General features: G+C 74.0%; 24 protein-coding genes. 7 read left to right on the top strand and 17 right to left on the bottom strand.

All coding sequences use genetic code 11. The features are described 5' to 3' along the window. Positions 1 to 39 precede the first annotated feature (39 nt). The 5 genes from V1260_RS07075 to V1260_RS07055 all read right to left on the bottom strand — a co-directional run bounded on the left by V1260_RS07075 (position 40) and on the right by V1260_RS07055 (position 4,202). Complete coding sequence (locus V1260_RS07075; protein WP_329746109.1) at positions 40 to 879, bottom strand: SDR family oxidoreductase; 840 nt, start codon at positions 877 to 879, stop codon at positions 40 to 42. Further along, positions 879 to 1,841, bottom strand: a complete 963-nt coding sequence (locus V1260_RS07070) for an ABC transporter substrate-binding protein (protein WP_329746108.1) — start codon at positions 1,839 to 1,841, stop codon at positions 879 to 881. The genes V1260_RS07075 and V1260_RS07070 overlap by 1 nt, the downstream gene beginning before the upstream one ends. A 140-nt stretch (positions 1,842 to 1,981) precedes the next feature. Further along, entirely contained in the window at positions 1,982 to 2,647 is a 666-nt protein-coding gene (locus V1260_RS07065; RefSeq protein ID WP_329746107.1) for an ABC transporter permease, read from the bottom strand. Next, on the bottom strand, positions 2,644 to 3,312 hold the full coding sequence (locus V1260_RS07060) for an ABC transporter permease (protein WP_329746106.1): 669 nt from the start codon (positions 3,310 to 3,312) through the stop codon (positions 2,644 to 2,646). Before V1260_RS07060 ends, V1260_RS07065 begins: the two co-directional genes overlap by 4 nt. After that, positions 3,309 to 4,202 carry an ABC transporter ATP-binding protein gene (locus V1260_RS07055; RefSeq protein WP_329746105.1) on the bottom strand — a complete coding sequence of 298 codons (894 nt, stop codon included), beginning with the start codon at positions 4,200 to 4,202 and terminating at the stop codon, positions 3,309 to 3,311. The genes V1260_RS07060 and V1260_RS07055 overlap by 4 nt, the downstream gene beginning before the upstream one ends. 212 nt (positions 4,203 to 4,414) lie before the next feature. On the opposite strand from V1260_RS07055, the gene V1260_RS07050 reads away from it, so the two are divergent. Together V1260_RS07050 and V1260_RS07045 are read left to right on the top strand one after the other, a co-directional pair. Further along, entirely contained in the window at positions 4,415 to 4,987 is a 573-nt protein-coding gene (locus V1260_RS07050) for a PadR family transcriptional regulator (RefSeq protein ID WP_329746104.1), read from the top strand. Beyond that, positions 4,984 to 6,072: a zinc-binding alcohol dehydrogenase family protein gene (locus V1260_RS07045; RefSeq protein ID WP_329746103.1), complete on the top strand. Its 1,089-nt coding sequence runs from the start codon at positions 4,984 to 4,986 to the stop codon at positions 6,070 to 6,072. The genes V1260_RS07050 and V1260_RS07045 overlap by 4 nt, the downstream gene beginning before the upstream one ends. Positions 6,073 to 6,246: 174 nt before the next feature. On the opposite strand, the gene V1260_RS07040 is transcribed toward V1260_RS07045, so the two are convergent. The 6 genes from V1260_RS07040 to V1260_RS07015 form a co-directional block, all read right to left on the bottom strand. Continuing rightward, positions 6,247 to 7,065 (bottom strand): class II glutamine amidotransferase, encoded by an 819-nt coding sequence (locus V1260_RS07040; protein WP_329746102.1) that lies wholly within the window; start codon positions 7,063 to 7,065, stop codon positions 6,247 to 6,249. A 21-nt stretch (positions 7,066 to 7,086) separates the two neighbouring features. Further along, on the bottom strand, positions 7,087 to 7,914 hold the full coding sequence (locus tag V1260_RS07035) for an amino acid ABC transporter permease (RefSeq protein WP_329746101.1): 828 nt from the start codon (positions 7,912 to 7,914) through the stop codon (positions 7,087 to 7,089). Next, complete coding sequence (locus V1260_RS07030; RefSeq protein WP_329746100.1) at positions 7,911 to 8,612, bottom strand: amino acid ABC transporter permease; 702 nt, start codon at positions 8,610 to 8,612, stop codon at positions 7,911 to 7,913. Before V1260_RS07030 ends, V1260_RS07035 begins: the two co-directional genes overlap by 4 nt. Positions 8,613 to 8,681: 69 nt before the next feature. Further along, on the bottom strand, positions 8,682 to 9,680 hold the full coding sequence (locus V1260_RS07025; RefSeq protein ID WP_329746099.1) for a glutamate ABC transporter substrate-binding protein: 999 nt from the start codon (positions 9,678 to 9,680) through the stop codon (positions 8,682 to 8,684). Positions 9,681 to 9,791: 111 nt separating this feature from the next. Beyond that, positions 9,792 to 10,589, bottom strand: a complete 798-nt coding sequence (locus V1260_RS07020; RefSeq protein ID WP_329746098.1) for an amino acid ABC transporter ATP-binding protein — start codon at positions 10,587 to 10,589, stop codon at positions 9,792 to 9,794. A gap of 347 nt (positions 10,590 to 10,936) precedes the next feature. Beyond that, a complete protein-coding gene (locus V1260_RS07015; protein ID WP_329746097.1) occupies positions 10,937 to 11,737 on the bottom strand; it encodes a hydroxymethylpyrimidine/phosphomethylpyrimidine kinase in 801 nt (266 codons plus the stop codon). A gap of 215 nt (positions 11,738 to 11,952) precedes the next feature. Between V1260_RS07015 and V1260_RS07010 the strand changes: the two genes are divergently transcribed. Together V1260_RS07010 and V1260_RS07005 are read left to right on the top strand one after the other, a co-directional pair. Then, on the top strand, positions 11,953 to 12,615 hold the full coding sequence (locus tag V1260_RS07010; protein WP_329746096.1) for a GtrA family protein: 663 nt from the start codon (positions 11,953 to 11,955) through the stop codon (positions 12,613 to 12,615). 69 nt (positions 12,616 to 12,684) lie between these two features. Further along, complete coding sequence (locus V1260_RS07005; protein ID WP_329746095.1) at positions 12,685 to 13,908, top strand: aminotransferase class I/II-fold pyridoxal phosphate-dependent enzyme; 1,224 nt, start codon at positions 12,685 to 12,687, stop codon at positions 13,906 to 13,908. A gap of 46 nt (positions 13,909 to 13,954) precedes the next feature. Here V1260_RS07005 and V1260_RS07000 read toward each other — a convergent pair whose 3' ends face one another. From V1260_RS07000 to V1260_RS06980, 5 genes are all read right to left on the bottom strand, one after another. Next, positions 13,955 to 14,908: a hypothetical protein gene (locus tag V1260_RS07000; RefSeq protein WP_329746094.1), complete on the bottom strand. Its 954-nt coding sequence runs from the start codon at positions 14,906 to 14,908 to the stop codon at positions 13,955 to 13,957. Between the two features lie 180 nt (positions 14,909 to 15,088). Then, positions 15,089 to 17,311 (bottom strand): 3-hydroxyacyl-CoA dehydrogenase NAD-binding domain-containing protein, encoded by a 2,223-nt coding sequence (locus tag V1260_RS06995; protein ID WP_329746093.1) that lies wholly within the window; start codon positions 17,309 to 17,311, stop codon positions 15,089 to 15,091. Positions 17,312 to 17,452: 141 nt separating this feature from the next. Beyond that, the gene (locus V1260_RS06990) at positions 17,453 to 18,484 is read right to left on the bottom strand and encodes a hypothetical protein (protein WP_329746092.1); all 1,032 of its coding nucleotides are present in this window, start codon (positions 18,482 to 18,484) and stop codon (positions 17,453 to 17,455) included. A 54-nt stretch (positions 18,485 to 18,538) separates the two neighbouring features. Next, a complete protein-coding gene (locus V1260_RS06985; RefSeq protein ID WP_329746091.1) occupies positions 18,539 to 19,495 on the bottom strand; it encodes a hypothetical protein in 957 nt (318 codons plus the stop codon). Between the two features lie 272 nt (positions 19,496 to 19,767). Continuing rightward, positions 19,768 to 20,697, bottom strand: coding sequence for a hypothetical protein (locus tag V1260_RS06980; RefSeq protein WP_329746090.1), 930 nt, complete (start codon positions 20,695 to 20,697; stop codon positions 19,768 to 19,770). Between the two features lie 286 nt (positions 20,698 to 20,983). Here V1260_RS06980 and V1260_RS06975 point away from each other — a divergent pair, with 286 nt between their 5' ends. After that, on the top strand, positions 20,984 to 21,466 hold the full coding sequence (locus tag V1260_RS06975; protein WP_329746089.1) for an SRPBCC family protein: 483 nt from the start codon (positions 20,984 to 20,986) through the stop codon (positions 21,464 to 21,466). 90 nt (positions 21,467 to 21,556) lie between these two features. Here the strand turns inward: V1260_RS06975 and V1260_RS06970 are convergent, their stop codons facing one another. Then, positions 21,557 to 22,216: a hypothetical protein gene (locus V1260_RS06970; RefSeq protein WP_329746088.1), complete on the bottom strand. Its 660-nt coding sequence runs from the start codon at positions 22,214 to 22,216 to the stop codon at positions 21,557 to 21,559. A 166-nt stretch (positions 22,217 to 22,382) separates the two neighbouring features. Here V1260_RS06970 and V1260_RS06965 point away from each other — a divergent pair, with 166 nt between their 5' ends. Together V1260_RS06965 and V1260_RS06960 are read left to right on the top strand one after the other, a co-directional pair. Further along, a complete protein-coding gene (locus V1260_RS06965; RefSeq protein ID WP_329746087.1) occupies positions 22,383 to 23,096 on the top strand; it encodes a GNAT family N-acetyltransferase in 714 nt (237 codons plus the stop codon). A gap of 167 nt (positions 23,097 to 23,263) precedes the next feature. Further along, on the top strand, positions 23,264 to 23,431 hold the full coding sequence (locus V1260_RS06960; RefSeq protein ID WP_329746086.1) for a hypothetical protein: 168 nt from the start codon (positions 23,264 to 23,266) through the stop codon (positions 23,429 to 23,431). Positions 23,432 to 23,522 lie beyond the last annotated feature (91 nt).

Raw genomic sequence — 23,522 nt, 5'->3', positions numbered from 1 at the left:
GCGGGCGGACCCCGCTCGTCGGCCGCGCACGGACCGCCCCTACAGCGGGTCCGCGACCGCCTCGGTGATCGGGCGCGGCGCGCGGCCGAGCACCTCGCGCACGCCGTCGCCGACCGCGTCGAGCTCTCCGTCGCGGATCGCCGTATAGGTGCTGATCCACGCCTCGACCTGCCAGTCCGGCGCGCCGTACGGGGCGCGGGAGGCACGGGCCTCCGCCATCGTCTCGTCGACGTACTCGTACTCCTCGCCGCGGGCGCGCGTGAGGAGCAGGGCAGCCTCGCCGAGGCTCACGGCCGTCGGCCCCGTCAGGTCCAGCACCCGCCCGGCCCAGGGGTCGGGGTCGCGGAGGATCGCGGCGGCGACCTCGGCGACGTCCCGTCTCGCGACGAAGGCGCAGCGCCCGGTGCCGCCCGGACCGCGGATCACCCGCTCCTCGCCGCCGAAGTCCAGCAGGACGTCGGCGTAGAAGCTGTCGCGCAGGAACGTCCAGGTCAGGCCAGAGTCCCGCAGCATCTGCTCGGTCGCGCCATGGTCGCGGGCGAGCGTGAAGCCGGCCGACTCCGACGCGCCGAGGAAGGACGTGTACACCACGTGCCGCACCCCGGCGGCGACGGCCGCGTCGATCGCGGTGCGGTGCTGGTCCAGACGGTCCGCGGCCTCTCCGGCGGAGACGAGCAGCAGCGCGTCGGCCCCGGCGAAGGCGGCGCGGCAGGCCTCGGGATCGGCGAAGGAGGCGAGGGCCCGCTCGGCCCCGGCGAGCTCCGGCAGCCGGCGCATGGTCCGGCCGACGAGGCGCAGCTCGACCCCGGGCACCCCGTGCAGCAGGCGGGCGACCTCGCCGCCCACCTTCCCGCTCGCGCCGGTGACGACGATCCGCATCAGACCAGGCCCTTCTCAGCGAGCCAGTCCCCGGCGATGGTGGCCGAGTCCAGCTGCTCGTCGACGCTGCGGGTGTTCAGCGCGATGAGCTCCTCGGTGGTCAGCGCCGCGGTGACGGGGGCGAGGGCCGCCGCGGCGGTCTCGTCGATCTTCGCCGAGACGAGCGGGGCGACGTTCTGCGGGAGGATCATCGCCTCCGGATCCTCGAGCGTGACCAGGTCGTTCGCGGCGATCGCGGGGTCGGCGGTGTAGATGTCGGCGAGCTGGGTGGTGCCGTCGAGCAGGGCCTGGAGGGTGAGCGGGCCGCCCGAGTCGGAGACGGGCAGCACCGTGACGGTCACGCCGTAGATCTCCTGCGCGCCGGCGGGGCCGTAGGGCCGGTCCTCGAACTCGGGGTTCGCGGCGATCTGCAGGCCGTCGATCCCGGCGAGGTCCGCGATCGAGGCCAGCGAGTTCTCGGAGGCGTAGGCGGCGGTGGTGGTGTAGGAGTCCTGGTCGGTCGCCTCGGCGTGCTCGAGGACCCGTAGCCCCTCGGGCAGGGCGTCGCCGAGCGCGGTGGAGAGCTCGTCGGCGGTACCTCCGGCAGCCTCGGGGTCGACGTACTGGAGCAGGTTGCCGAGGTACTCGGGCAGCAGGTCGATCGCGCCGGACTCGAGCTCAGGCATGTACACCTCGCGCGGGCCGATCTGGTACTGCCGGTCGACGGTGAGCCCGGCGGCCTCGAGGACCTGCGCGTACAGCTCGGCGATGATCTCGTTCGAGTAGTACTGCTGGGAGCCGACGACGATGGTCCCGCCCGCACCGCCGCCGTCGGAGGCGCCGCCCGCGGGGGCGTCGCTGTCCTCGGCGAGGGGGTCGGCGTTCGAGCAGGCGGCGGCGGTCACGGCGAGCAGGCCGGTGCCGGCGAGGGCGACGGCGCTGCGGCGGCCGACGACGGGGGTACGGGGGCGGCGTGCGGTCATGGTGTCCTCCTGGGATGGGCTCGGTGCGAGGTTGTGGATGGTGCGGCGGGAGGTGGTCTAGGGGTCCGGCGGTTAATCGGCGGGCTGGCTAGGGAGCTGAGGGCGGGGCGGCGGGCGGATCCTGAGGTGCGGCGCCGTCCTCAGGCGCGGGCGGCGCCGCGCGGGGCGGTGAGCCGTTCGACGAGGCGGAGCGTGAGGTCCAGGACCAGGGCGAGGGCGACGACGAGCAGGCTCCCGGCGAGCATCTGCGGGTAGTCGCGCAGGTTCAGGCCGAGGAAGATGAAGCGCCCCAGCCCGCCGTTGCCGATGTAGGAGGCGAGCATGACGGTCGCGACGACCTGCACCGCGGCGAGGCGCACCCCGCCGATGAGGAGCGGCAGCCCGATCGGCACCTCGACCCGGGTGAGGATCTGCCACTCGGTCATGCCCTGGGCGCGGGCGGCGTCGACGGTGCGGGGGTCGACCGCCTCGCAGGCCGAGTAGGCGCCTGCGAGCAGGGACGGGATCGCGAGGATCACGAAGGCGAGCATCGGCGCGGTGAGCCCCACCCCGAGCCACAGCCCGAAGAGGGTGACGAGACCGAGGGTGGGCAGGGCGCGGGCGGCGCCGCTGAGCGCCACGGCGAGGCCGCGGCCGCGGCGGGTGTGCCCCACGTACAGGCCGATGGGGAGAGCGATGAGCGCGGCGATGCCGACGCCCAGCAGCGTGTAGAGCAGGTGCTCGCCGAGCCGGGCGAGGATGCCGGAGGGTCCGGGCCAGCGCGCGGGGTCGGCGATCCAGGCGAGCGCCTCGAGGAGCTGGGTCATGCGGCGGCCCCCGTCGTGCGGCGGCGCGCGGGCCGCTGATGCGCCCAGGGCAGCGCGATCCGGGCGAGGACCACGATGAGCGCGTCGAGCAGCAGGGCGAGGGCGGCGGTGAGCACCACCCCGGCGAGGATCTCGGCGATGATGCCGCGCTGGAACCCGTCGATGAACAGCATGCCGAGGCTGGGCACGCCGAGCACGCCGCCGACGGTCACGAGGGAGACGGTGCTGACCGCGACCACCCGCAGCCCGGCGACGAGGGCGGGGCCGGCGAGGGGGAGCTCGACCGTCAGGAAGCGGGCGAGCGGCGCGTACCCCTGTGCGGTCGCGGAGCGGAGGGTCTCCCCCGGCACGGCGCGCAGGGCCTCGGAGGCGCTCGGCACCATGAGGGCGAGGCCGTAGATCGTCAGCGCGACGACCACGTTCCCCGGGCTGCGGATCGAGGTGCCGAGCACGAGCGGCAGCACGATGAACAGCGGCAGCGAGGGGACCGCGTAGAGCAGCCCCGCCCCCGCGGTGAGCGGGGTGCGCAGCCAGCCACGGACCGCGATGAGCTTCGCGATCGGCACCGCGAGCAGGAACGACAGCACGATCGCGGGGAGCGCCTGGGCGAGGTGCGCGAGCAGGTGGGAGCCGATGAGGTCGAGGTTCGCCCCGATCCAGCTCATGTGCGGGGCTCCGCTCCGCGTCGGCCGACGTCGGCCCGGTCGCCCATGGAATCCGGCCCGACGGCGGCAGCCGGACCATCGGCCGTGAGCACCCCGGCGGCCCGCCCGTCGGCGTCCACCACGATCCGCCGCCCGCCGACCTCCTCGACATGGAGGGTGCGCGCCCCGCGGTCGGCGCCGACGAAGCTGCGCACGAAATCGTCGGCCGGGGCGGCGAGGATCTCCTGCGGCGTGCCCACCTGGGCGATGACCCCGCCGGGGCGGAGGATCACAACGCGGTCGCCGAGCAGGAAGGCCTCGTCGATGTCATGGGTGACGAAGACGGTGGTCTTGCGCAGGTCCTGCTGCAGGCGGCGCATCTCGTGCTGCAGCTCGGCGCGCACGATCGGGTCGACGGCGCCGAAGGGCTCGTCCATCAGCAGGATGTTCGGGTCCGCCGCGAGCGCCCGGGCGACGCCGACGCGCTGCTGCTGCCCGCCGGAGAGCTGCGAGGGGTAGCGGGAGGCGAGCGCGGGGTCGAGGCCGACGGTCGCCATCAGCTCGAGCGCGCGCGGCCGGGCGGCGCGGCGGCTGGACCCGGTGAGGACGGGGACCGTGGTGATGTTGTCGAGCACGCTGCGGTGCGGGAGCAGCCCGCTGGCCTGCATGACATACCCAATGGAGCGGCGCAGGCGCACGGGGTCGAGGCCCGCGACGTCGTCCCCGTCGATCGTGACGCGGCCGCTCGTGGGGTCGACCATGCGGTTGACCATGCGCAACAGCGTCGTCTTGCCGGAGCCGGATGTGCCCACCAGCACGACCGTCTCGTGAGAGGCGATCTCGAGGCTGAACTCCTCGACAGCGGCGGTGCCGTCGGGGTACGTCTTGCCGACCTTCTCGAAGGCGATCACGGGGCCTCCCCACGCGGGATTCGTCGTACAGGTGTTCGAGAGCGTGTCCGGTCGACACTACTGCATGCACGGGGCCGGCGGGGAGATCGCGACCGGTCAGACGCCACGATCGGAGCCCGCTCGTCGAACAGTCCGGGAGATCCGGGCCGCCCCACACACTACATCGTTCCGAGGTATATCGAAACGAGGTATCACCGGGCTACGATGCTCCCGTGCTCGACCTGATGATCCTCGGCTTCCTCGCCGACTCCCCGCTCCACGGCTACGAGTTGCGCCAGAAGATGGCGCAGCTCAACGGTCACGCGCGGACGGTGAGCGACGGCGCGCTGTATCCGGCGATCCGCCGGTTGCGCGAGGCCGGGCACGTGACCAGCACCGAGGAGAAGGGTCGGGCCGCCGCCGCCCGCCGCACCCTCCGCCTCACCGACGGCGGCCGTGCCCGACTGCTCGAGCTGCTCCGGGGCGCCGACGGCGCGGACGTCACCGACCAGTCGCGGTTCTTCGTGGTCCTCGCCTTCCTCTCGCACCTGCCGGAGGCCGACGCCCGGGACGCGGTGCTGCGCCGGCGCCTGCGCTTCCTCGAGGGCGCGCGCAGCTTCTTCACGGCCGACGGGGAGCCGCTGCGGGCCGCCCGCCTCACCGACCCCTACCGCGTCGGGATGATGACCATCGCCCACGCCACCAGCCGCGCCGAGATGGCCTGGCTGCGCGAGCAGCTGGGCAAACGGCGCGACGAGGAGCAGTCCCAGGATCCGGGCCCGGCCCGAGAGAGCGAGTCCCGATGAGACGCGACCCCGCCGGCACTGGCTCCCCCGTCGGCAGCACCGGCTCCCCCGCACGCAGCGGCTCCCCCGTCGGCAGCACCGGCTCCCCCGGGAGCCTCCCCGTCCCCCGCACCATGCGCGCCGTCGTCCTCGACGGGCCCGGCCCGCTCGAGGCGCTGCAGCTGCGCGATCTCCCGCTGCCCGAGCCGCCCCGGGGCTGGGTGCGGATCCGGGTGCGCGCCGCCGGGCTGAACCGCTCCGAGCTGCACACGCGCCTCGGCCTCGCCGAGGGCGTCGTCTTCCCCCGCGTCCCGGGGATCGAGGCGACCGGCGTCGTGGACCTCGACCCCTCGGGCGCTCTCGGCCCGGGGCAGCAGGTCATGACCATGATGGGCGGGATGGGCCGGACCGTCGACGGCGGATATGCCGAGTACACCTGCGTGCCCCGTGGCCAGGTCATCCCCTTCACCGCGGACCTGCCGTGGGAGGTGCTCGGCGCGATCCCCGAGATGCTGCAGACGGCGCACGGATCGCTGACCCTCGGGATGGACGTCAGCCCCGGCGACACGGTGCTGATCCGCGGCGGCACGTCGTCGGTCGGTCGCGCTGCGGCGATCCTCGCGAAGCGGCTCGGCGCCGCACGGGTCCTCGCCACCACCCGGTCGCTCGCGCGGGCCGACGAGCTGACCGCCCTGGGCGTCGACCACGTCGTGCTCGACTCCGGGGAGATCGCCGCCGCGGTCCGGGAGCTGGTGCCGGACGGCGTGGACTCGGCCCTCGAGCTGGTGGGCGCGCCGACTCTGCGCGACACCCTCGCCTGCGTGCGGGAGCACGGTGTCGCCTGCTTCACCGGGATGCTCTCGAACGAGTGGGTGATCCCGGACTTCTACCCGATCGGATTCCTACCCCGTGGCGTGCGGCTCTCGGCCTACAGCGGCGAGGCGTCGGATCTCCCGGCCGATGTGCTGCAGGCCTTCCTCGACGACGTCGCCGCGGGGCGGGCGCAGGTGCCGCTCGGACAGGTCCTGCCGCTCGAGCGGATCCGCGACGCGCACGACCTGATGGAACGCGGCGGCGCGACCGGCAAGCTGGTCGTCCTGCCCTGACGGCGCGGCTCTCGGCTCAGCCCGATCCCCGCTCCACCGGCCCCCGGCGTCCCGAGTGCTGCGTTCGGACCGCTGCGGGGCACCCGTAGCGGTCCAGATGCAGCACTCGACGGCGAGGCGGCCCGGGATCGCGAACGGGTCCCGGTCTGACCCGCCCCGCCCACGGCCGACGGGTCAGCCCGCGAGCGGCGGATGCTCCTCGACCCGCAGCGTGCCGCGGTGCACGGTGAGCGCCGCCCCCGGGGCGAGGGTCGTGAAACCGGGCTGCGGGTATCCGGTCGAGGAGATCAGCACCCGGTCGCGATCGGCCCGCCAGCGCAGGTCGTACACCTCGGTCGGCTGGTCCGTCGGCGCCTGCGCGGGATCGTGCTGGGCGAAGGCGACGAGGGTGCCGGGCGTGGTGAGCAGGCAGTTCAGCGACTCCGGCGGCCGGCCGAACAGCTCCGTCGTCAGCGCCGTGAGCTCCCGCGCGGCGTGCTGGAGCGCGAGCGCCCAGTCGGGCCGACCGTCCCGCTGCGGCAGCTCCGCGGCCCAGGCCGTGATCAGCGAGAAGAACAGCTCGGAATCGGTGGTGCCCTGCGGCGCCCGTCCCCCGCGCCCGAGGATCCCCTCGCGCAGCTCCCCGGAGAGGTCGAACTGCCCGTTGTGGCAGAAGCTCACCTCCCCCTCGACGAAGGGGTGCGTGTTGGCGAGCTCGAGGGTGAGGCCCACGCTCGCCCGCCGCAGATGGGCGACGATCACCTCGCCGTGCGCGGCCTGCACGGCGTCCCCGTAGCCGGTGGACTCCCGCGCGGTGTCGGTGCCGCGACGCACCACGGGCCGCAGCGGCGCGGGATCGTCGGCCCCGTCGGCCCCCGCTCCCCCGGCGTACCAGGCCACGCCCCAGCCGTCCTTGTGCCGCTCGGACAGCGCCGTGAACAGCGGCAGCTCCTCCGGGACTACCTCGTGGAGACTCCGCCCGCCGTGGGCGACGACGCCGAGCAGTCGGCACATGACGCTCTCCTCCCCGACGGCTCAGGACGCCGCCGCGCGGGCCTTCATCCGGGCATCCAGCAGCAGGGCGATCCGGGTGAGGACGAAGTTGATGACGATGTAGATCGCGGAGACCACCACGTAGGTCTGCACCAGGTAGCGGGTGATGGAGACCATGGTCTTGCCCTGGAACTGCAGCTCGTTGACGGAGACGACGTACCCGAGCGTGGAGTCCTTGAGCAGGGAGACGAGGGCCAGGATGAGGCTGGGCAGCACAAGGCGCACCGCCTGCGGCAGCACCACGGACCGCATCGCCTGCCCGTGGTCGAGGCCGATCGCGGCGGCCGCCTCGTGCTGGCCGCGGTCCACGGCCTGGATGCCGGCGCGGAACACCTCGGCGGTGCTCGCGGAGGACACCAGGATCATCGGGATGACCAGCATCCAGAAGCGCGGGAAGGTCACCCCGAAGGCGGGCAGCGCGAGCAGGAAGGCGTAGACCACGAGCAGCATCGGGATGCCGCGGAAGAACTCGATCCACGCCGTCGCGGCCCCGCTCAGCAGCCGGCTCCGGGAGAGCCGCGCGAGGGCGAGCAGCAGCCCCAGCGGGAAGGCGACCACGGCGCCGACGGCGGTGGCCTGCAGCGTGCCGACGAGTCCGCGTCCGAGGAAGGCCAGGTAGTCGACGCGCAGGTAGACGATCCACTTGCCCGGGTCGAGCTCGCCGTTGCGCTGGAACTGCCACAGACCCAGCCCGATCAGGGTCGCGAAGACGGCGATGCTGAGGATCGACAGCAGCAGGATGCGGCGGCGGCCGCGGGGACCGGGGGCGTCGAAGAGGACCCTGGTCGAGGCGGCGGTGCCGGCGCTCATGCCTGCGCTCCCGCGGTCACGTCGAGGGTGCGCCGGGCCCGGTCGGTACGCCCCCGGCCACCGGGGGCGACCGCACGCTGCAGCGCCCCGCCGAGCGCCGCGCCGCCGAGCGACATGCCGAGGTACACGGCACCCGCCACGAGGAACATGACGACCGCCTGGCCGGAGCGGATGTTGAGGGTCTGGGTGACCCAGGTGATCTCCTGGACCGCGATCGCCGAGCACAGCGCCGAGCCGATCACGGTGCCGATGAACACGTTGACCAGCGGCTGGATCATGGCGCGGAAGGCCTGCGGCAGCACCACGAAGCGGAGGGTGCCGAAGAAGCCGAGGCCGATCGAGCGGGCCGCTTCGGCGTGGCCGACGGGCACCGTGTTGATCCCGGAGCGGACGTTCTCGGCGACGAACGCCGCGGAGGAGAGGGTCAGCCCCAGCACGCCGCACCAGAAATACGGCAGGCGGAGCCCGACGTCGGGCAGGCCGAAGGCGATCAGGATCAGCAGGCTCAGCAGCGGGATGTTGCGGAAGATCTCGACGTACACCGCCCCGGCCCAGCGCAGCGGCGGCACGGGGCTGACCCGGCACACGGCCACGACCGTGCCGAGCACGAGCGCGAAGGCGTACCCGAGCAGGGTCAGGGCGATGGTGAACCCCACGCCCTGCAGCAGCAGGGGCAGGTTCTCGAGGATCACTCTCATCGGCGGGGGCCTCTCGCGGGGACGGGACGGCCGACGGGACACCGCGCAGGGCGCCCCGTCGGCGGCGGATCAGGCGGGGAGATCGCCGGGGGTGGGCGGCTCGGGAGCCTCGCCGTCGATGACCTGGCCGACCGTCGCGGTCCACAGCTGCTCCCACACGCCGGCGTCGATGATCTCCTGCAGGAAGCCGTTGACGAGGTCGAGCGCGCCCTCGGCGTCCTGGGCGAGGCCGATGCCGTAGGGGTCGTCGACGAAGGGCTCGCCCACCACGGTGACCTCGGGGTCGGCGGCGGAGTTGCCGAGCAGCACGCCCTGGTCGAGCACGTAGGCGTCGGAGCGGCCCTGCTTGAGCGCCGCGACGCAGGACTCGTTGTCGGGGAGGGTCTGCACCTCGCCCGGATCGGTCACGAACTCCTCGATGGCCTGCACGCCGGTGGAGTTGGACTGGGTGACCAGGTTCAGGCCGGTGAGGTCCTCCGGGCCGGAGATGGTCTCGGCGTCCTCGGTGCGGACCTGGATCGCGGTGCCGGAGAGGTAGTAGGGGCCGGCGAAGTCGATGACCTCGAGGCGCTCCGGGGTGATGGAGTAGGTCGCGACCACGCAGTCGACGGTGCCGTTCTGCACCATGGTCTCGCGGGTCTCGACCGTGGTGTCGAGGTACTCGACCTTCTCCTCGCCGCCCTCGCCGAGGAGGTAACGGGCCAGGAGCTGGGTCACCCCGGCGTCGAAGCCGGTGGGCTGGCCGCCCGTGGTGCTGGCGAGGGAGAAGACCTGGTTGGCGAGGGTGCCGCCGCGGATCAGCTGGCCCCGCTCGCGGATGGCGGTGGCCCAGGGGCTCGCGGCGATCACGTCGTCGGAGGCGACGGGGCCGGAGGCGATCACGTCGGCGAAGGCGTCGCCGCCCGCGCCGCCGCCATCGGAGGAGTCGGATCCGCCGCCCTCCGCGCCTCCGCCGAGGGAGGGGCCGTCGCCGGTGTCCGTGCTGCAGGCGGCGAGGCCGAGGAGGGGCAGGGCGGCCGCGGCGGCGACCACGGAGCGGCGGCCGGGTCGGAAGCTGGTGCTGGTCATGGATCTCTCCGGTCTGTCGGGTCGGCCCGGGCGGGTCGACAGTGGGGTGGCTGGGTCGGGACTCTGGCTGGGGCTTCGGCTCGGAGGGATCGGGCGTCGCGGGAGGGGATCTCAGTGGGCGAGGATCTTGGATAGGAAGGCCTTCGCCCGGTCGGTGCGCGGGGCGGTGAAGAACTCCTCCGGGTCGCCCTCCTCCACGATCTCGCCCTGGTCCATGTAGACCACGCGATCGCAGACGTGCCGGGCGAAGCCCATCTCGTGGGTGACCACGAGCATGGTCATCCCCGCCTCGGCGAGCTCGGTCATCACGTCGAGGACCTCGTTGATCACCTCCGGATCGAGAGCCGAGGTGGGCTCGTCGAAGAGCATCGCCTTGGGCTTCATGGCCAGGGCGCGGGCGATCGCGACGCGCTGCTGCTGGCCACCGGAGAGCGCCGTGGGCAGGGAGTGCGCCTTGTCGGCGAGGCCCACCCGCTCGAGCAGCTCGAGCGCCTGGGCGTCCGCCTCCGCCTTGGGCACGCCGCGCACCTTGCGCGGGCCCAGGGTCACGTTGTCGATCGCCTTGAGGTGGGGGAAGAGGTTGAAGCTCTGGAACACCATGCCGACGTCAGCGCGCAGGCGCGTGAGCTCCCGCCCCTCCTCGGGCAGCAGCTCGCCGTCGATGCGGATCTCGCCCGCGGAGATGGTCTCGAGCCGGTTCAGGCAGCGGCAGAGCGTGGACTTCCCGGAGCCGGAGGCCCCGATCAGGGCGACCACCTCTCCGCGGTGGATGTCCAGGTCGATGCCCTTCAGCGCCTGGAAGTCGCCGAAGAGCTTGTCGACGCCGCGCACGGAGATCAGGGGGTCGGCGGACGACGCGGCGGAGAGCGCCGAGGAGTGCGCGGAGGCATCGGGGCGGGCGGGGTCCATATCCCGATCCTTCGGGGTTCCCGGCCTCCTGTCCACTTCCGTGACGGCGTTGTCGCGATTCGGGACGGTTCCGTGACCTGCGGCCGGCGTTGCGAGGCGGGGCGGGGGACGGCTGGCGGGGCGGCTGGCGCTGCGGGGCCAGCCGAAACCGGGGCCAGCCCGGCCGCGACCACCGAGTGCTGCATTCAGACCGCCACCGGGCCTCCATAACGGTCCAGACGCAGCACTCGGCGCCGGCCCGCGGGGTGAGGGCGGCCGACGGGGCGGCAAGGCCGGCCCGCGGGGTGAGGGCGGCGGCGGCCCCCGCCAGCCGGCTCCCGCCGGCCGACAGGCCGAATCCGGCCGGCTCAGCCCTGGTACGCGCCCTGGTAGACGGCCTCGAAGGGCGCATGACCGCCCTGGCGGTGCTCGATCGAGCTGGTGACGACGTCCTTCGCGATGCGGGCGGCCTCGAGCTCGGTGGCACCCTTGGCGAGCTCCGCGGTGACCGCGGCGGCGAGGGTGCAGCCGGCGCCGGAAACCCGCTCCTGGCCGATCTTGGGGCTGCGCAGCTCGACGACCTGCTCGCCGTCGTAGAAGACGTCCACGGCGTCCTCGCCCGCGAGCACCACGCCGCCCTTGGCCAGCACGGTCACGTCGTAGGTGTCGTGGATGCGCTTCGCGGCCTCGGTGAGCTCCGCGACGGTCTCGATCGACTCCATGCCGGACAGCGAGAGGGTCTCGAAGTGGTTGGGGGTCACGAAGGTCGCGAGGGGGAGGATCTTCTCCTTGAGCGCGTTGTCGGTGTCGAGGGCGGCACCGGGCTCCTGGCCCTTGCAGATCAGCACCGGGTCGAGGACGACGTGCCGGAACTCGCGCTCGGAGACGGAGGCGGCGACCGCGTCGATCGTCGCGGGGGTGCCGAGCATGCCGATCTTGACCGTGTCGATGTCGTGGACGGCGGTGGTCGCCTCGATCTGGTCGCGGATCACCTGCGGGTCCACCGGCACGAAGCGGTGCGCCCAGTCGTTCTGCGGATCGAAGGAGACGATGCAGGTCAGCGCCGCGGTGCCGAAGGTGCCGAGCTGGTGGAACGTCTTCAGATCGGTCTGGGCACCGGCTCCGCCGGTGGTCTCGGAGCCGGCGATGGCGAGGGCGACGTGGGTCATGGGGGCCTTCCTGGGGTCGTTCGGGCGGGGCCGCGCAGGGCGGCCGACGGGGGCGGCCGCGCGCTCCCAGGGTCGACATGCACCGTCGGACCCGTCGCAGCGGCCCGGCCGTGCGCTCCCAGGGCCCGGATCCCGCCGGGGCACGGGGTGCCCTGCGTGACCGGCCCGTCACAACGGCCGAGGATCCAGGGTAGACCCTCCGGTACAGTGCCTGCGTGCTGACCCCTGACCGCCCCGCCGAGCGCACCCTCGCGCGCGTGCGGGCGGGCGGGCCCGCTGATGCCCCGTCGGAAGGCGCTTTGCCCGCCGGCGCCCGGTCCGCCGGCACCCCGTCGGCCGACTCCGCATCCGCTGACGCCCCGTCGACTGACTCCCCGTCGGCCCACGCCGCGTCGGCCCCCGAGGGCTCCGCCGCCCCGCCCCGCGGCCGCCTCGCCGCTCTCCTCGACGGGCACCTCACCTCGACGATGCGCTTCCTGCTGGTGGGCGGGGTGGTGTTCCTGCTGGACGCCGCGATGTACAACCTGCTGGTGTTCTGGAGCCCCTCCGAGGGCTGGGGCCACGGGATCATGCACGGCAGCCCGCTCCTGGCGAAGGTGCTCACGATCGCCGCCGCCTCCTGCCTCACCTATCTCGGCAACCGGCTGTGGACCTTCGGGGACCGCCCGCGCCCGGACACGGCCCGCTCGATCCTGCTGTTCGTGCTGATCAACCTGATCGCGAGCGGACTGCAGCTCTCCTGCCTGGGCATCTCCCGCTACGTGCTCGGCCTGGACTCCCCGCTCGCGGACAACATCTCCGGCACCTTCATCGGGCAGATCGTCTCCACCTCCTTCCGCTACGTCACCTACGGCCGGTACGTCTTCCCGCGCCACTGACCGTTCCCGCGCGGGCACTGCCGAGGACGCCCCGGGACCTCCCCGCCCGTCTCTGACAGACTTCCGGCCATGGACTTCTCCGGCCCCTGGACCCGTGCCTCCTCCGCCGCCGGCCTGCTCGTGGACGGTCAGGCGCGCCCCACCGTGTTCGCCCGCATGTCGGCCCGTGCCGCCGAGCTCGGTGCGCTGAACCTCGGGCAGGGCTTCCCCGACGACCAGCCCCCGCAGGTGGTCGCCGAGGCGGCGGTCTCCGCGATCCGCGCGGGCCGCAACCAGTACCCGCCCGGTGCGGGCGAGGCCGAGCTGCGCGAGGCGATCACCCGTCACCAGGCCGACTGGTACGGCCTGCACTGGGACCCCACGCACGAGGTGCTCGTGACCACCGGCGCGACCGAGGCGCTCGCCGCGACGCTGCTGGCGCTGGTCCGCCCGGGCGACGAGGTCATCACTCTCGAGCCCTTCTACGACCAGTACGCGGCCCTGATCGCGCTGGCCGGCGGCGTGCATCGCACGGTCCCCGTCACCTCCCGCACCGACGATCGGGGCGATCTGGTCCTCGTCGTCGACGAGGCGGAGCTGCGCGGTGCCTTCTCCGAGCGCACCCGGATGGTGCTCGTGAACTCCCCGCACAACCCCACCGGGCTCATGCTGTGGGTGGGCGCGCTGCAGGCCATCCTCGAGGAGGCGGAGCGGCACGACGCGCTCATCGTCACCGACGAGGTGTACGAGCACCTCACCTTCGGCCCCGCGCACCTGCCGATCGCGACGCTGCCCGGGGCGCAGGAGCGCACCGTGTCGATCTCCTCGGCGGGCAAGACCTTCTCCGTCACCGGTTGGAAGATCGGCTGGATCACCGCGCGCCGCGAGCTGATCACGGCGATCACCGGGGCGAAGCAGTGGCTCACCTACACCTCCGGCGCTCCCTTCCAGCCCGCCGTCGCCGCGGGCCTCGCCCTGCCCCCCTCGGCCTTCCACGACATCGCTTCGGACCTCCGCGAGCGCCGTGACCTGCTCACGAAGGGACTGCGCGAGATCGGGTTCCGGGTGAGCGTGCCCGAGGCCGGGTACTTCGCGGTCGCCGATGCGGCGCCCTTCGGGGAGGCCGACGCGGCGGCGCTCTGCGAGCGGCTGCCCGAGGAGGCGGGCGTTGTGGCGATCCCGCTGTCCGCTTTCTACCGGGGCGGGCGCGCGGGCGACGCCGCCTCCTACCTACGGCTCGCGTTCTGCAAGAGCCGGGACACGATCGAGCAGTCCCTCGAGCGCCTCGAGGCCTGGGCGGCGCCGCGGCGCTGACGGCCGCGCCGGGCGGTCAGACGGCTCTGACAGCCCCGCCGTGCGGTCAGACGGCGCTGACTGTCGCGGGCTCGGCGAGGAAGTCGGCGAAGGTCACGAAGGTGAACTGGCCCGAGTTGGCGTCGGCGTCGGGGATCTCGAAGACGACCTCGAAGGAGACAGTGTCACCGTCGTTGACGGTGGCGATGTAGCCCTCGTAGTCGGGCGCGATCGCGGTGGCGGTCTGGATCTCCGCGCCGCCACCGGTGACGTAGCTGGGGAGCACCAGCAGGCCGCCGATCGTCTCCTCGGCGCCGTGATAGGTCAGGGTCAGCGGCACGGTGATGTACCGGTTGCCCGCGGCGGGCTCGGGGTTCTCCATGTAGGGCACGGCGACGACCGCCTCGGTCGCGTCCCAGTTCACCTCGCCGACGGTGACGTCGACCGTGGTGCCGTCGCTGCCGATGGTGAAGGTCTCGCCGATCGCGTACTGCCCGCCGGAGGACGCCGCGGAGGTCGCCTCCTCGGTCGTCGCTTCCTCGGAGGTGGCCTCCTCCGTCGTCGGCTCCTCCTCGGTGACCGGGTCCTCGGCGGTCTCCTCCTGGGTGGTCTCCTCGGCGCTCGTCTCCTCCGCGGAGGTGGTCTCCGCGGCCTCGTCATCGCCCCGGCCGGAGAACCAGAAGATGCCGCCGCCGACGACCACCAGCAGCAGCGCGAGCACCGCGCAGCCGGCGCAGACGAAGATCGCGATCCTGCCGCCACCCCCGGACTTCTGGGGCGCCGGGGCCGCGGCCGTCTGACCGGCGCCGAAGGCGGGGGCGAAGGAGGGGCTCTGCCCGAAGGAACCGTCGGCGGCCGAGCCGCCCGGCTGCTGGCCGTAGCCGCCCTGCTGCCCGAACGAGCTCTGCTGGTCGGATCCCGACTGCTGGCCGTACCCGCTCTGCGGGTCATACGCACCCTGCTGGCCGTAGGGATCGTTGCCGGAGGGCTGGCCCCATCCGTTCTGCGGCGGCTGTGACATCTCTCGTCCGGCGCTCGGTGCGCGCCGACCCCTCTCTCCCGGACACCCCGTTGGTCGCCGGTCCACGGTGAGCCGACGCACACATCGTACGGTGCCGGGGGCGGCATCCCGCCCCAGGCACCGTCCCGATCAGGTCACGCCGTCAGCGCGGCTCACCGTCCGGTGCGCGCCTCCGCGGCCTCACTCGGCCGTGCGCGCGAACCGCTCGCCGTGGAAGCTGCCTCCTGCGGCCCGACGGGAGGCACCGCTCGCATCGAGGTACGGGGTGATGCCGCCGCGATGGCGGGGGAAGCCCGCGCCGAGGATCAGCGCCAGGTCGATCTGCTCGGGTCGCTCGGCCACGCCCTCCTCGAGCATCAGCCCGATCTCCTCGGCGAGGCCGTCGCGGACCCGCTCGAGCAGCGCCGCCCCGACCAGCGGCTCGTCGGCCGACCTGCTCTCCGCGGAGGTCTGCCCGAAGACCTCGGCGACCGTGGGCGAGACGGGCGGATGGACCTGGGTGCGGCTGCGTTCGGTGAAGTGTGCGCCGCCCTGGGCCATGAGGCTCAGTCCCGCCGAGGCGTGGAAGCGGTCGCCGAGCTGCTCGCGGAGCACCTGGCCGACGTGGTCCGCGACGCCGAGGCCCACGAGGTCCAGCAGGGCGAAGGGTCGCATCGGCAGGCCCAGCGGGTCGAGGGAGGCGTCGACCTCGGCCGGGTCGGCGCCCGCGTCGAGCGAGGCGAGCACCCCGCCGAGCACCCGGAACAGGAGCCGGTTGACGATGAACCCGGGGGCGTCGGCGCTGCGCACCGCGAACTTCCGCAGCCGGCGCACCACCTCGAGCCCGGTGGCGAGGGTCGTGGCGTCGGTGGCCTCGGTGTGGATCACCTCGACCAGCGGCATCTTCGCGACGGGGTTGAAGAAGTGCAGGCCCACCACGCGCTCCGGATGGGCGAGGCCCTCGGCCATCGCCGCGACGGAGAGCGAGGAGGTGTTGGTGACCAGCAGGGCGTCCGGGGCGAGCACGCCCTCGAGCTCGGCGAAGACGGAGCGCTTGATCGCGAGCACCTCGGGCACCGCCTCGAGCACGAGGTCGCAGCCGGCGAGCTCCTGCAGGTCGGTGGTGGCCGAGAGCCCGGCGGCGACGGCCTCGGCGGTCGCCGCATCGATCCGGCCGTGCGCGGCGGTCTGCGCGACGACGTCACGGGCGGCGGCGAGACCCTTCTCCGCGATCGCCTCGTCGAGGTCGCGCATCACGACCGGGACTTGCAGGCCGAGGGCGAGCTGGGCGGCAATCTGGGAGGCCATCAGGCCCGCCCCGGCCACGCCCACGCGGCGCAGCTCGCGGGCGCCCTCGACGGGGGTGCGGCCGGGCTTCCCGCGGCGCAGCAGCTCGGCGGCGTAGAGCGAGGCGGAGGCGGCGTCGGAGCGGACCAGCTCGGCGAGCGCCTCGGCCTCGCGGTCGAGCGCCTCGCGGAGTGTGCTGCCGGGCAGGGCCTGGAGGAGGGTGAGGGCACGGCCGACGGCGGGGGCTCCCTGCGCCTCGAGCCGAGCGGCCCGGGCGCGGCGCGTCTCGACCGGCGAGTGCGGGGCGTCGAGGGCGTCGAGCAGGGCCTCGGCCTCGGGGCTGCCCGAAGCGGGCAGCGGCGCCGAGCGACCGGGCCAGGGGGACCCGGCGGCGCTCGCCGAGCCGACGGCGGCGGCACCCTCCGAGACGTCGGCGGCGGGCCCCGCCCCGTCGGCGGTCTCCTCGTCCCGGTGGGCGGCGGCGAGGGCGGCGAACTGCTCGAGCGCCTCGTCGAGGTCGGCGGCGATCGCGTCGACCAGGCCGATCTCGAGGGCAGCCTGCGCGCTCAGCTGCAGGTCACGGGCGGGATCCTCGAGGATCATGCGCACCGCGGTCTCGGGCTCCACGACGCTCTGCAGGAGGGTCGTGCCGCCCCAGCCGGGCAGGATCCCGAGGCCCGTCTCGGGCAGGCCGAGGGCGCGTACGCCGGGGGCGGCGGTGCGCACGTCGGCCATCAGCGCGACCTCGAGGCCGCCGCCGAGCGCGGTGCCGTTGAGGTGCGCGAGGATCGGGACGGGGCTCCGGCGCACCCGGATCTGCAGGTCGTGCGCGGCGCGGGTCATGGCCGCGACGTTCTCGGCCGCGGTGGGGTCCGCGAACATCGAGAGGTCGGCTCCGGCGAGGAAGGTGCGGCCGGTGCCGGTGAGGGCGATCGCGGCGATCTCCCCGGCCTCCGCGCGGTCCAGCGCCTCGGAGATCGCGCCGGTGACGGCCTCGATCGAGCGGGGGCCGAGGGTCGCGGGTCGCGACTCCTCCCCCTCCGGCGGGGCGATGGTGAGGACGGCGACGGTGCCCAGCCCGGGATGGTCGCGGACCTCGCGCAGGACGCGGGTGACGTGCTCGGTGTAGCTGCTCATTCGGGGGGCCTTTCGCGGACTCGTCGTCGAGATCTCGGGCCTCGCGGGGAGTGTCTGGTACCGCGAGTTGCAGATAGATCATGCCTCAGCCCCGGGCGGGGTGTCCACCGGGCGCGGGGCGCCGCGGGCCGCGGTCCCGGCTCAGCGGACGGCGTAGTAGAGCATCTCGCCGTCGAAGGTCTGGGCGCCGAGGCGGACGCCCTCGAGCTCGTCCTCCGCGACGATGAACAGGCTGGTGAAGCGGGCGCTCTCGCCGTCGCGCAGCTTGGGCGCGGAGCGCATCGGATCCGCCACGAGTCCGACCGCGACGTCCTGGTAGTAGGTGCGGTCGGTCTCGGCGGTGAGCCACAGCTCCTCGACCGGGGCGAAGGTGCCCGGCCCCTCGTAGCGCGCCTCGTAGGTGACCGAGACGAGGCGGTACCCCTCCTGGATCACGTCCTCGCCGGCGGCCGCCGGGAGGGTCGCCTCGGGGTCCACCGCGAGCGCGGTCACGGAGAGCGTGCCGTCGGTCCAAGTGGGCCAGCTGAAGGTGTGCACGCCGACCTCGCCCGGGGAGTCGTAGGCACCGGTGCCGTCGGCGAGCTCGCGCTCCTGCGCATCCGTCACGGTCCCCGGGTCCGAGGGTCCGGTCGCGCCCGTGGGGGCGGCGGGGGTGGTGCGGGGTGCGGCGGGGCCCGTCGGCGCGGCGCCCGGATCCGCGGCGCCCGGGGCGGGTTCCGGTCCCACCAGGTCCATCGCCCCGCGCAGGGCGAGGCCGCCGATGATCAGCACGGCAGCGGCCTGCAGGGCGACGATCCCGATCAGCACCGCGCGGCGGGAGCGGCGGGCTCGGCGCTCAGGGTCCTCCGCCGGATCGTCCGGCTCGTCCCAGCCGAAGAGCGGGGCGCCATGGGGCCCGCTCGGCAGCTCGCGCGGCAGCGCGTCGGGGTCGGGGCGGCCGAGGGCGGCCGGGTCGAAGCCCTCCTCGGTCCCCGAGCGGGCCGACGCCGGAGGCGCCAGCGGATCGACCGGGTCGGGACCCGGGACGGGCGCCCACGGCGCGGGGTCCGACGGGGTGGTGATCGGGACCGGGCCCTCGGCGCGCCGGTCCGGGAGCGTGATCGGCGCGGGGTCCGACGGGGTCGCGGACTCGGCCCAGTCGTACCCGGAGGATCTGTCCCGCGGCGATGACATGGTCACGAGGATAGGGGGCGGCGGTGAGCACCGCCGCCCCCCATCCCGCGCGGGTCACTGGTCCGGGAAGCGGGAGAAGAGGTACCAGCGACCGTCATAGGCGTCGCTCGAGGGACCCGGCTGCGCGGTCGCGTACCAGAAGCCCTCGACGCCGCCGCCCTCGATGCCGCCCGTGATCTCGCACAGGGCGTGCAGGCCCTCGTCGACGACCTCGCACTCCACGGCGGTGTCCTCCGGGAGGTCGACGGGGTCGATGCCGACCTCGAGGACGCCCTCGCGGAGCGCCCCCTCCACGTCCTCGGCGGTGACCTCCTCGAGGAGGTAGGGCTCGACCCGTCCGAGGCCGAGCGTGGTCTCCGGGGCGATCGGCAGCTCGGTCAGCCCCTCCGCGTCGACGCTGGTGAGGATCGAGGGATTGCCGTAGGGGCCGTGGACGAGCCGCACCTCGGCCGGGGCCGTGGGATCCCCGGTGCTCCCGGCGATGGGATCGGCGACGAGGGTGCACGAGGCCGCCCGCCCGTCGAGGACCGCGGAGCCCTCGCAGCTGCCCTGCTGCGCGTGGAAGAACTCGGAGCCCTCGATCTCCTCGGCGGTGATCTCGGTGAGGTCGTACGTCTCGTACAGCGGGGTCAGGACGAGATAGGCGATGCCTCCGGAGGGCTCGAGCGGCTCCGAGGAGATGGTCCCCGACCAGCTCGCCGGGAGGCGGGCGGGCCAGCGGACGCCGTCGCCGGTCCCCTCGCCGTCGGCGTCGGTGCCGCCCCCGTCCTCGGCGCCGCCGTCCCCGTCCTCGGCGGTCGCGGTGGCGGTCCCCTCCTCGCCGCCGCCGTCGGAGGCGGAGGTCGGGTCGTCCCCGCCGCCGTCGCTGACCGTCCCGGAGGCGGTGGGGACGCCGTCCTCGGCGCTGTCGGGCGCGCCGCCGCAGGCGGCGAGCAGGGAGGCCGCGGCGAGGGCGGCCAGGAGGGTCGTGCCGCGGCGTCGGCCGCGGGAGGTCAGGAGGTGGGTGGTCATGGCGGTCATCCCTTCAACGTCATCGTCACGTCGGGGCCACTGCTGGTCACTGCTGGCCACGTCCGGTCGCTGCTGTCGCGATCGCTGCGGGGGAGGGGGGGGGGGGGGGGGGGGGGGGGGGGGGGGGGGGGCATATCTATCGGATACCTGCTCCCCACAACCTCCGGGGCCGACGGATCCCCCTGATCCGTCGGCCCCGGCCCCAGGTCGCTCTCGTACCGCACCCTCACGGGCGGAGTCCTGGCGCCGCCCGGAGGGGCGGCGGGGCCGGCTCAGGCGGCCGGCAACTCCGTCACCAGGTAGCCGAGGGATCCCGGCTCGCCGGCGTAGCGGTTCTGCGAGGTCAGCAGGTAGGTGCCGTCCCCCGCGCCGTCGGGCGTGCCGGTCACCTCGCAGATCGCGTGCTCCCCGCCGTCGAGGAGCTCGCAGTCGGCGGAGACGTCGGCCGGGAGCGGGCCCTCCGGCGACGAGGCGAGCAGGACGCCGTTGATCGCAGCACCCTCGACCTCCTCCGCGGTGACCTCGTCGAGGCTCCGGGACCCGGTGCCCGAGAAACCGATGACGGCCCCCTCGGGGACGACGAGCTCGTGGCGCTCTCCGTCGGAGGCGAGGATCAGCAGCCCGGTGCCGTCGAAGGGGGTCCGCACGATGCGTGCCTCCGCGGTCCAGTCCCGGCCGTCCTCGGTGAAGGTGCAGCTCGCCGCCGACCCGTCGAGCACCGCGGTGCCCTCGCAGTCCGCACCGAGGGACCCGAAGAACTCCTGGCCCATGATCTCCGCCGCGGTCATCTCGGTCGCCCCGGCGTCGTCCAGATAGAAGTTCTGCAGCGCGAGGTAGTGGGTGTCGCCGTCCTCGGGCAGGCGCTCGGCGAGGAGCGTGCCCTCCCAGGCGGCGGGGACGGGGACCGTCGACGCGTCGTCACCGGACCCGTCGCCCTCCCCCTGATCGTCCTGGTCGCCCTGGCCCCCCTGGCCCTGGTCGCCCTCCCCCTGATCGCCCTGGTCGCCCTGCTCCCCCGCATCGTGCGCGGTCCGGGCGCCCTGGGCGTCGGCGGGCGCGGCCGCCTCGCGCCCCTCGGCGGGCGCTCCCGCATCGGTCGTGGGTGCGGTCCCGGCGCATCCGGAGGCCAGCAGCACCAGGGCCGCGGCCCCGAGGCCCAGTCGTCTCAGCGCGGTCGCTCGTCGTGTGGTGGTCGTGGTCATCTCTCCCCCTCAGAAGATCCCTCCGACGCAGTGCCGGCGGGTGGCGGCCGACGCGTCCGGCGTCGGCCACGGAGACGACTTTACGATCCCTTGACCTTTCTTGCCAGTCCCTTTACAGCTCCGCCACATCTCGCGCTCCCCGGAGCATCACCCCAGGTCAGCGGGCTGTCGGCCGTCACTCCGGAGCTCGGTTCGGCGGTCCGCACCGGAGTAGCGTGAGCCCACCGACCCGGCGGACGGCGCGACCTCAGCGGCCGTCCCGAGGTCCCGAGGAAGGAGCCCCGCCATGCCCGTCACCGACATCTCCCACGACCTCGAGGCCGGCACGATCACCATCACGGCCGAGTTCGCCGCCCCCGCCCAGGCCGTCTTCGACCTCTATGCCGACCCGCGCTCGCTCGAGCGGATCTGGGGCCCGCCGGAGTTCCCCGCGACCGTGGTCGACCACTCGCTCACCCCGGGCGGGAAGGTCACGTACTTCATGACCGGCCCCGAGGGCGAGAAGTTCTACGGCTACTGGGAGGTGCTCGAGGTCGACGCGCCGCGGTCGTTCACCTATCGCGACGGCTTCGCCGACGCCGACTTCACCCCCGACACCTCCCTGCCGGCCGCCGACACCACGGCCGTGCTCACCGAGCAGGACGGGCGCACGCACGCGGTCTACACCACGGTCTACCCGACCGCGGAGGGGCTGCAGCAGGTGCTCAACATGGGCGTCGAGGAGGGCGCGCGGTCCTCGATCGACCAGATCGACGACGTGCTCGGCTGAGCCGCATCGGGCCCGGCCCGCCCGCGCGGACCGGGCGGGCCGCGCCGGCCGCGAGCCGCCGATCAGGCGAAGCCGATCAGGCGCCGCCCCTCAGGCGGCCTCGACCCACTGGCCGTCCTCGAGCTCGGGGGCGAAGTTCGAGAGGACGAAGTGACCGCCCTCGGCGGCGTCCTCCGGCACGAGGTACGCCCACTGCCACTGGAGGCTGCCGCCCGCCGGGACATCGTCGGTGTCCTCGTAGACCGGGACCACCACGGCCTCGTAGTCGTGCACGGTGCCGTCCTCCTCGACGTACTGCACCGAGATCCCCCCGGCGATGCCGAAGTCCACGTCGGCATGGTTCTCCAGGGTGGCCGTGACCATGATGTACCGACTGCCCGCGGGGGCCGGGTCGTTGTAGGTGTTGGCCTCGGCGATCTCGCCCCCGGCCTGCCAGTCCATCGCGTCCAGCGTCACCACGACCTCGCCCGTGAAGTCACGCGGCGTGAACAGCAGCGGGGTGCCGAAGGGCTGGGCCTCGTCCTTCCCGAAGGTCTGGACCGGGCTCGTGGGCGCCTCGCTCGTCTCCTCGCCGTCCCGCGGGTCGCCGCGGGACATCAGGGCCCCGATGCCGAAGTACCCGCCGAGCCCCACGACCAGGATGATCGCGAGCATCAGGCAGCCGAGGGCGGCGAGGCGACCGGCGCTCCCCCCGGGGCTCGGGGAGCCGCCGGGGGCGGCGGGGGCGGTGGACGGGACGGGGTGGATCATGGGCGGTGGCGGCGCGGGGCCGGCTCCCTTCGCAGCGGCGGAGGCGTCGACCAACGGAGTGCGGGCGACACGACGCCCCCCATCCCATCACACGCCCGCGCCCGCGGCGGGCGCGCGGGAGTAGGTTGCCCGTCGGCCCACATCGCACGCACCCCGGGAGCAGACCATGACCGACCCCTCCGCCCCGTTCGTCGACCCGCCCGGTGCCGCGGTGCTCGACTCCCCCGCCTGGTCCTCCCTGACCGGGGCGCATGCGCACCTCGCGGAGGGCAACGAGCTGGTGCTGCGGTACCCGGAGGACGTCTCCCCGATGGTGGGCGTGCAGGACTGGGAGCACCCGGACGTCTGGGACGCGCTGATCGAGGTGTTCGGCCACGACGCGCAGGTGATGGTCTCCCATGCCGACCCGCTGCTGCCGACGGGCTGGCTGCCCGTGTTCTCGATCCCCGGCGTGCAGCTGGTGGAGACCGACGCGCTGGCCACCCGCCCCTTCGAGGAGGCGGTCGAGCTCGGCGCGGAGGATGCCGAGGAGATGCTCGCGCTGGTGCGGCGGACCGAGCCGGGTCCCTTCCTGCCGCGCACCCACGAGATGGGCCGCTACCTCGGGGTGCGGCGCGAGGGACGGCTCGTGGCGATGGCCGGCGAGCGCCTCCACCCGGCGGGCTGGACCGAGATCAGCGCCGTCGCGGTGGACGCCGAGCACCGCCGCCAGGGGCTCGCCTCGCGGCTCGTGCTCGATGTCGCGCACGGCATCCGGGCTCGCGGGGACCGGGCGATGCTGCACGCGGCGGCGTCGAACACGGGGGCGATCGCCGCGTACCGGCAGCTGGGCTTCGCGCTGCGCCGGACCCTCTCCTTCGGGGCCGTCCGCACGCCCTGACCTGGGCGCCTCCCGGACACCCCGCCGGCTGGCGCCGCGCCGGGACCCAGGGCCGGAGACAGCAGGGACCGCAGACGGCGGCCCCGGGGCCGCGAGCCCTGCGGCGAAGGAGTCCCCTGACCCCGCCCCCGGCCTTCACGGACGACAGCAGGATCGACCACCTGGGCGTGTTCAACATGGCCAACGCCCTCCCGCAGTCCCTCGCCCCGGGCGTCGGCGGCTTCCTGCTGGCCTCGCTGGGTGGTGGCACGGACTTCACGGCCCTGCTCGTGGTCGCCCTCGTGGCGGCCGTGCTGGGCGCGGTGCTCACGATGTTCATCCGCGGCGTGAAATAGTGGGTCCACATCATTGACGCGAAGCCGGGTCGACCCCACGGTCGGACCAGAGTCGCCGCAAAGCCAGGGGAGAGGAAGACCCAACGAAAAA

The sequence above is a fragment of the Brachybacterium sp. J144 genome, from assembly GCF_036321705.1.
GTDB lineage: Bacteria > Actinomycetota > Actinomycetes > Actinomycetales > Dermabacteraceae > Brachybacterium.
Note: the sequence above shows the minus strand (reverse complement) of the source record. Positions and strands in the feature narration are given on the sequence as shown.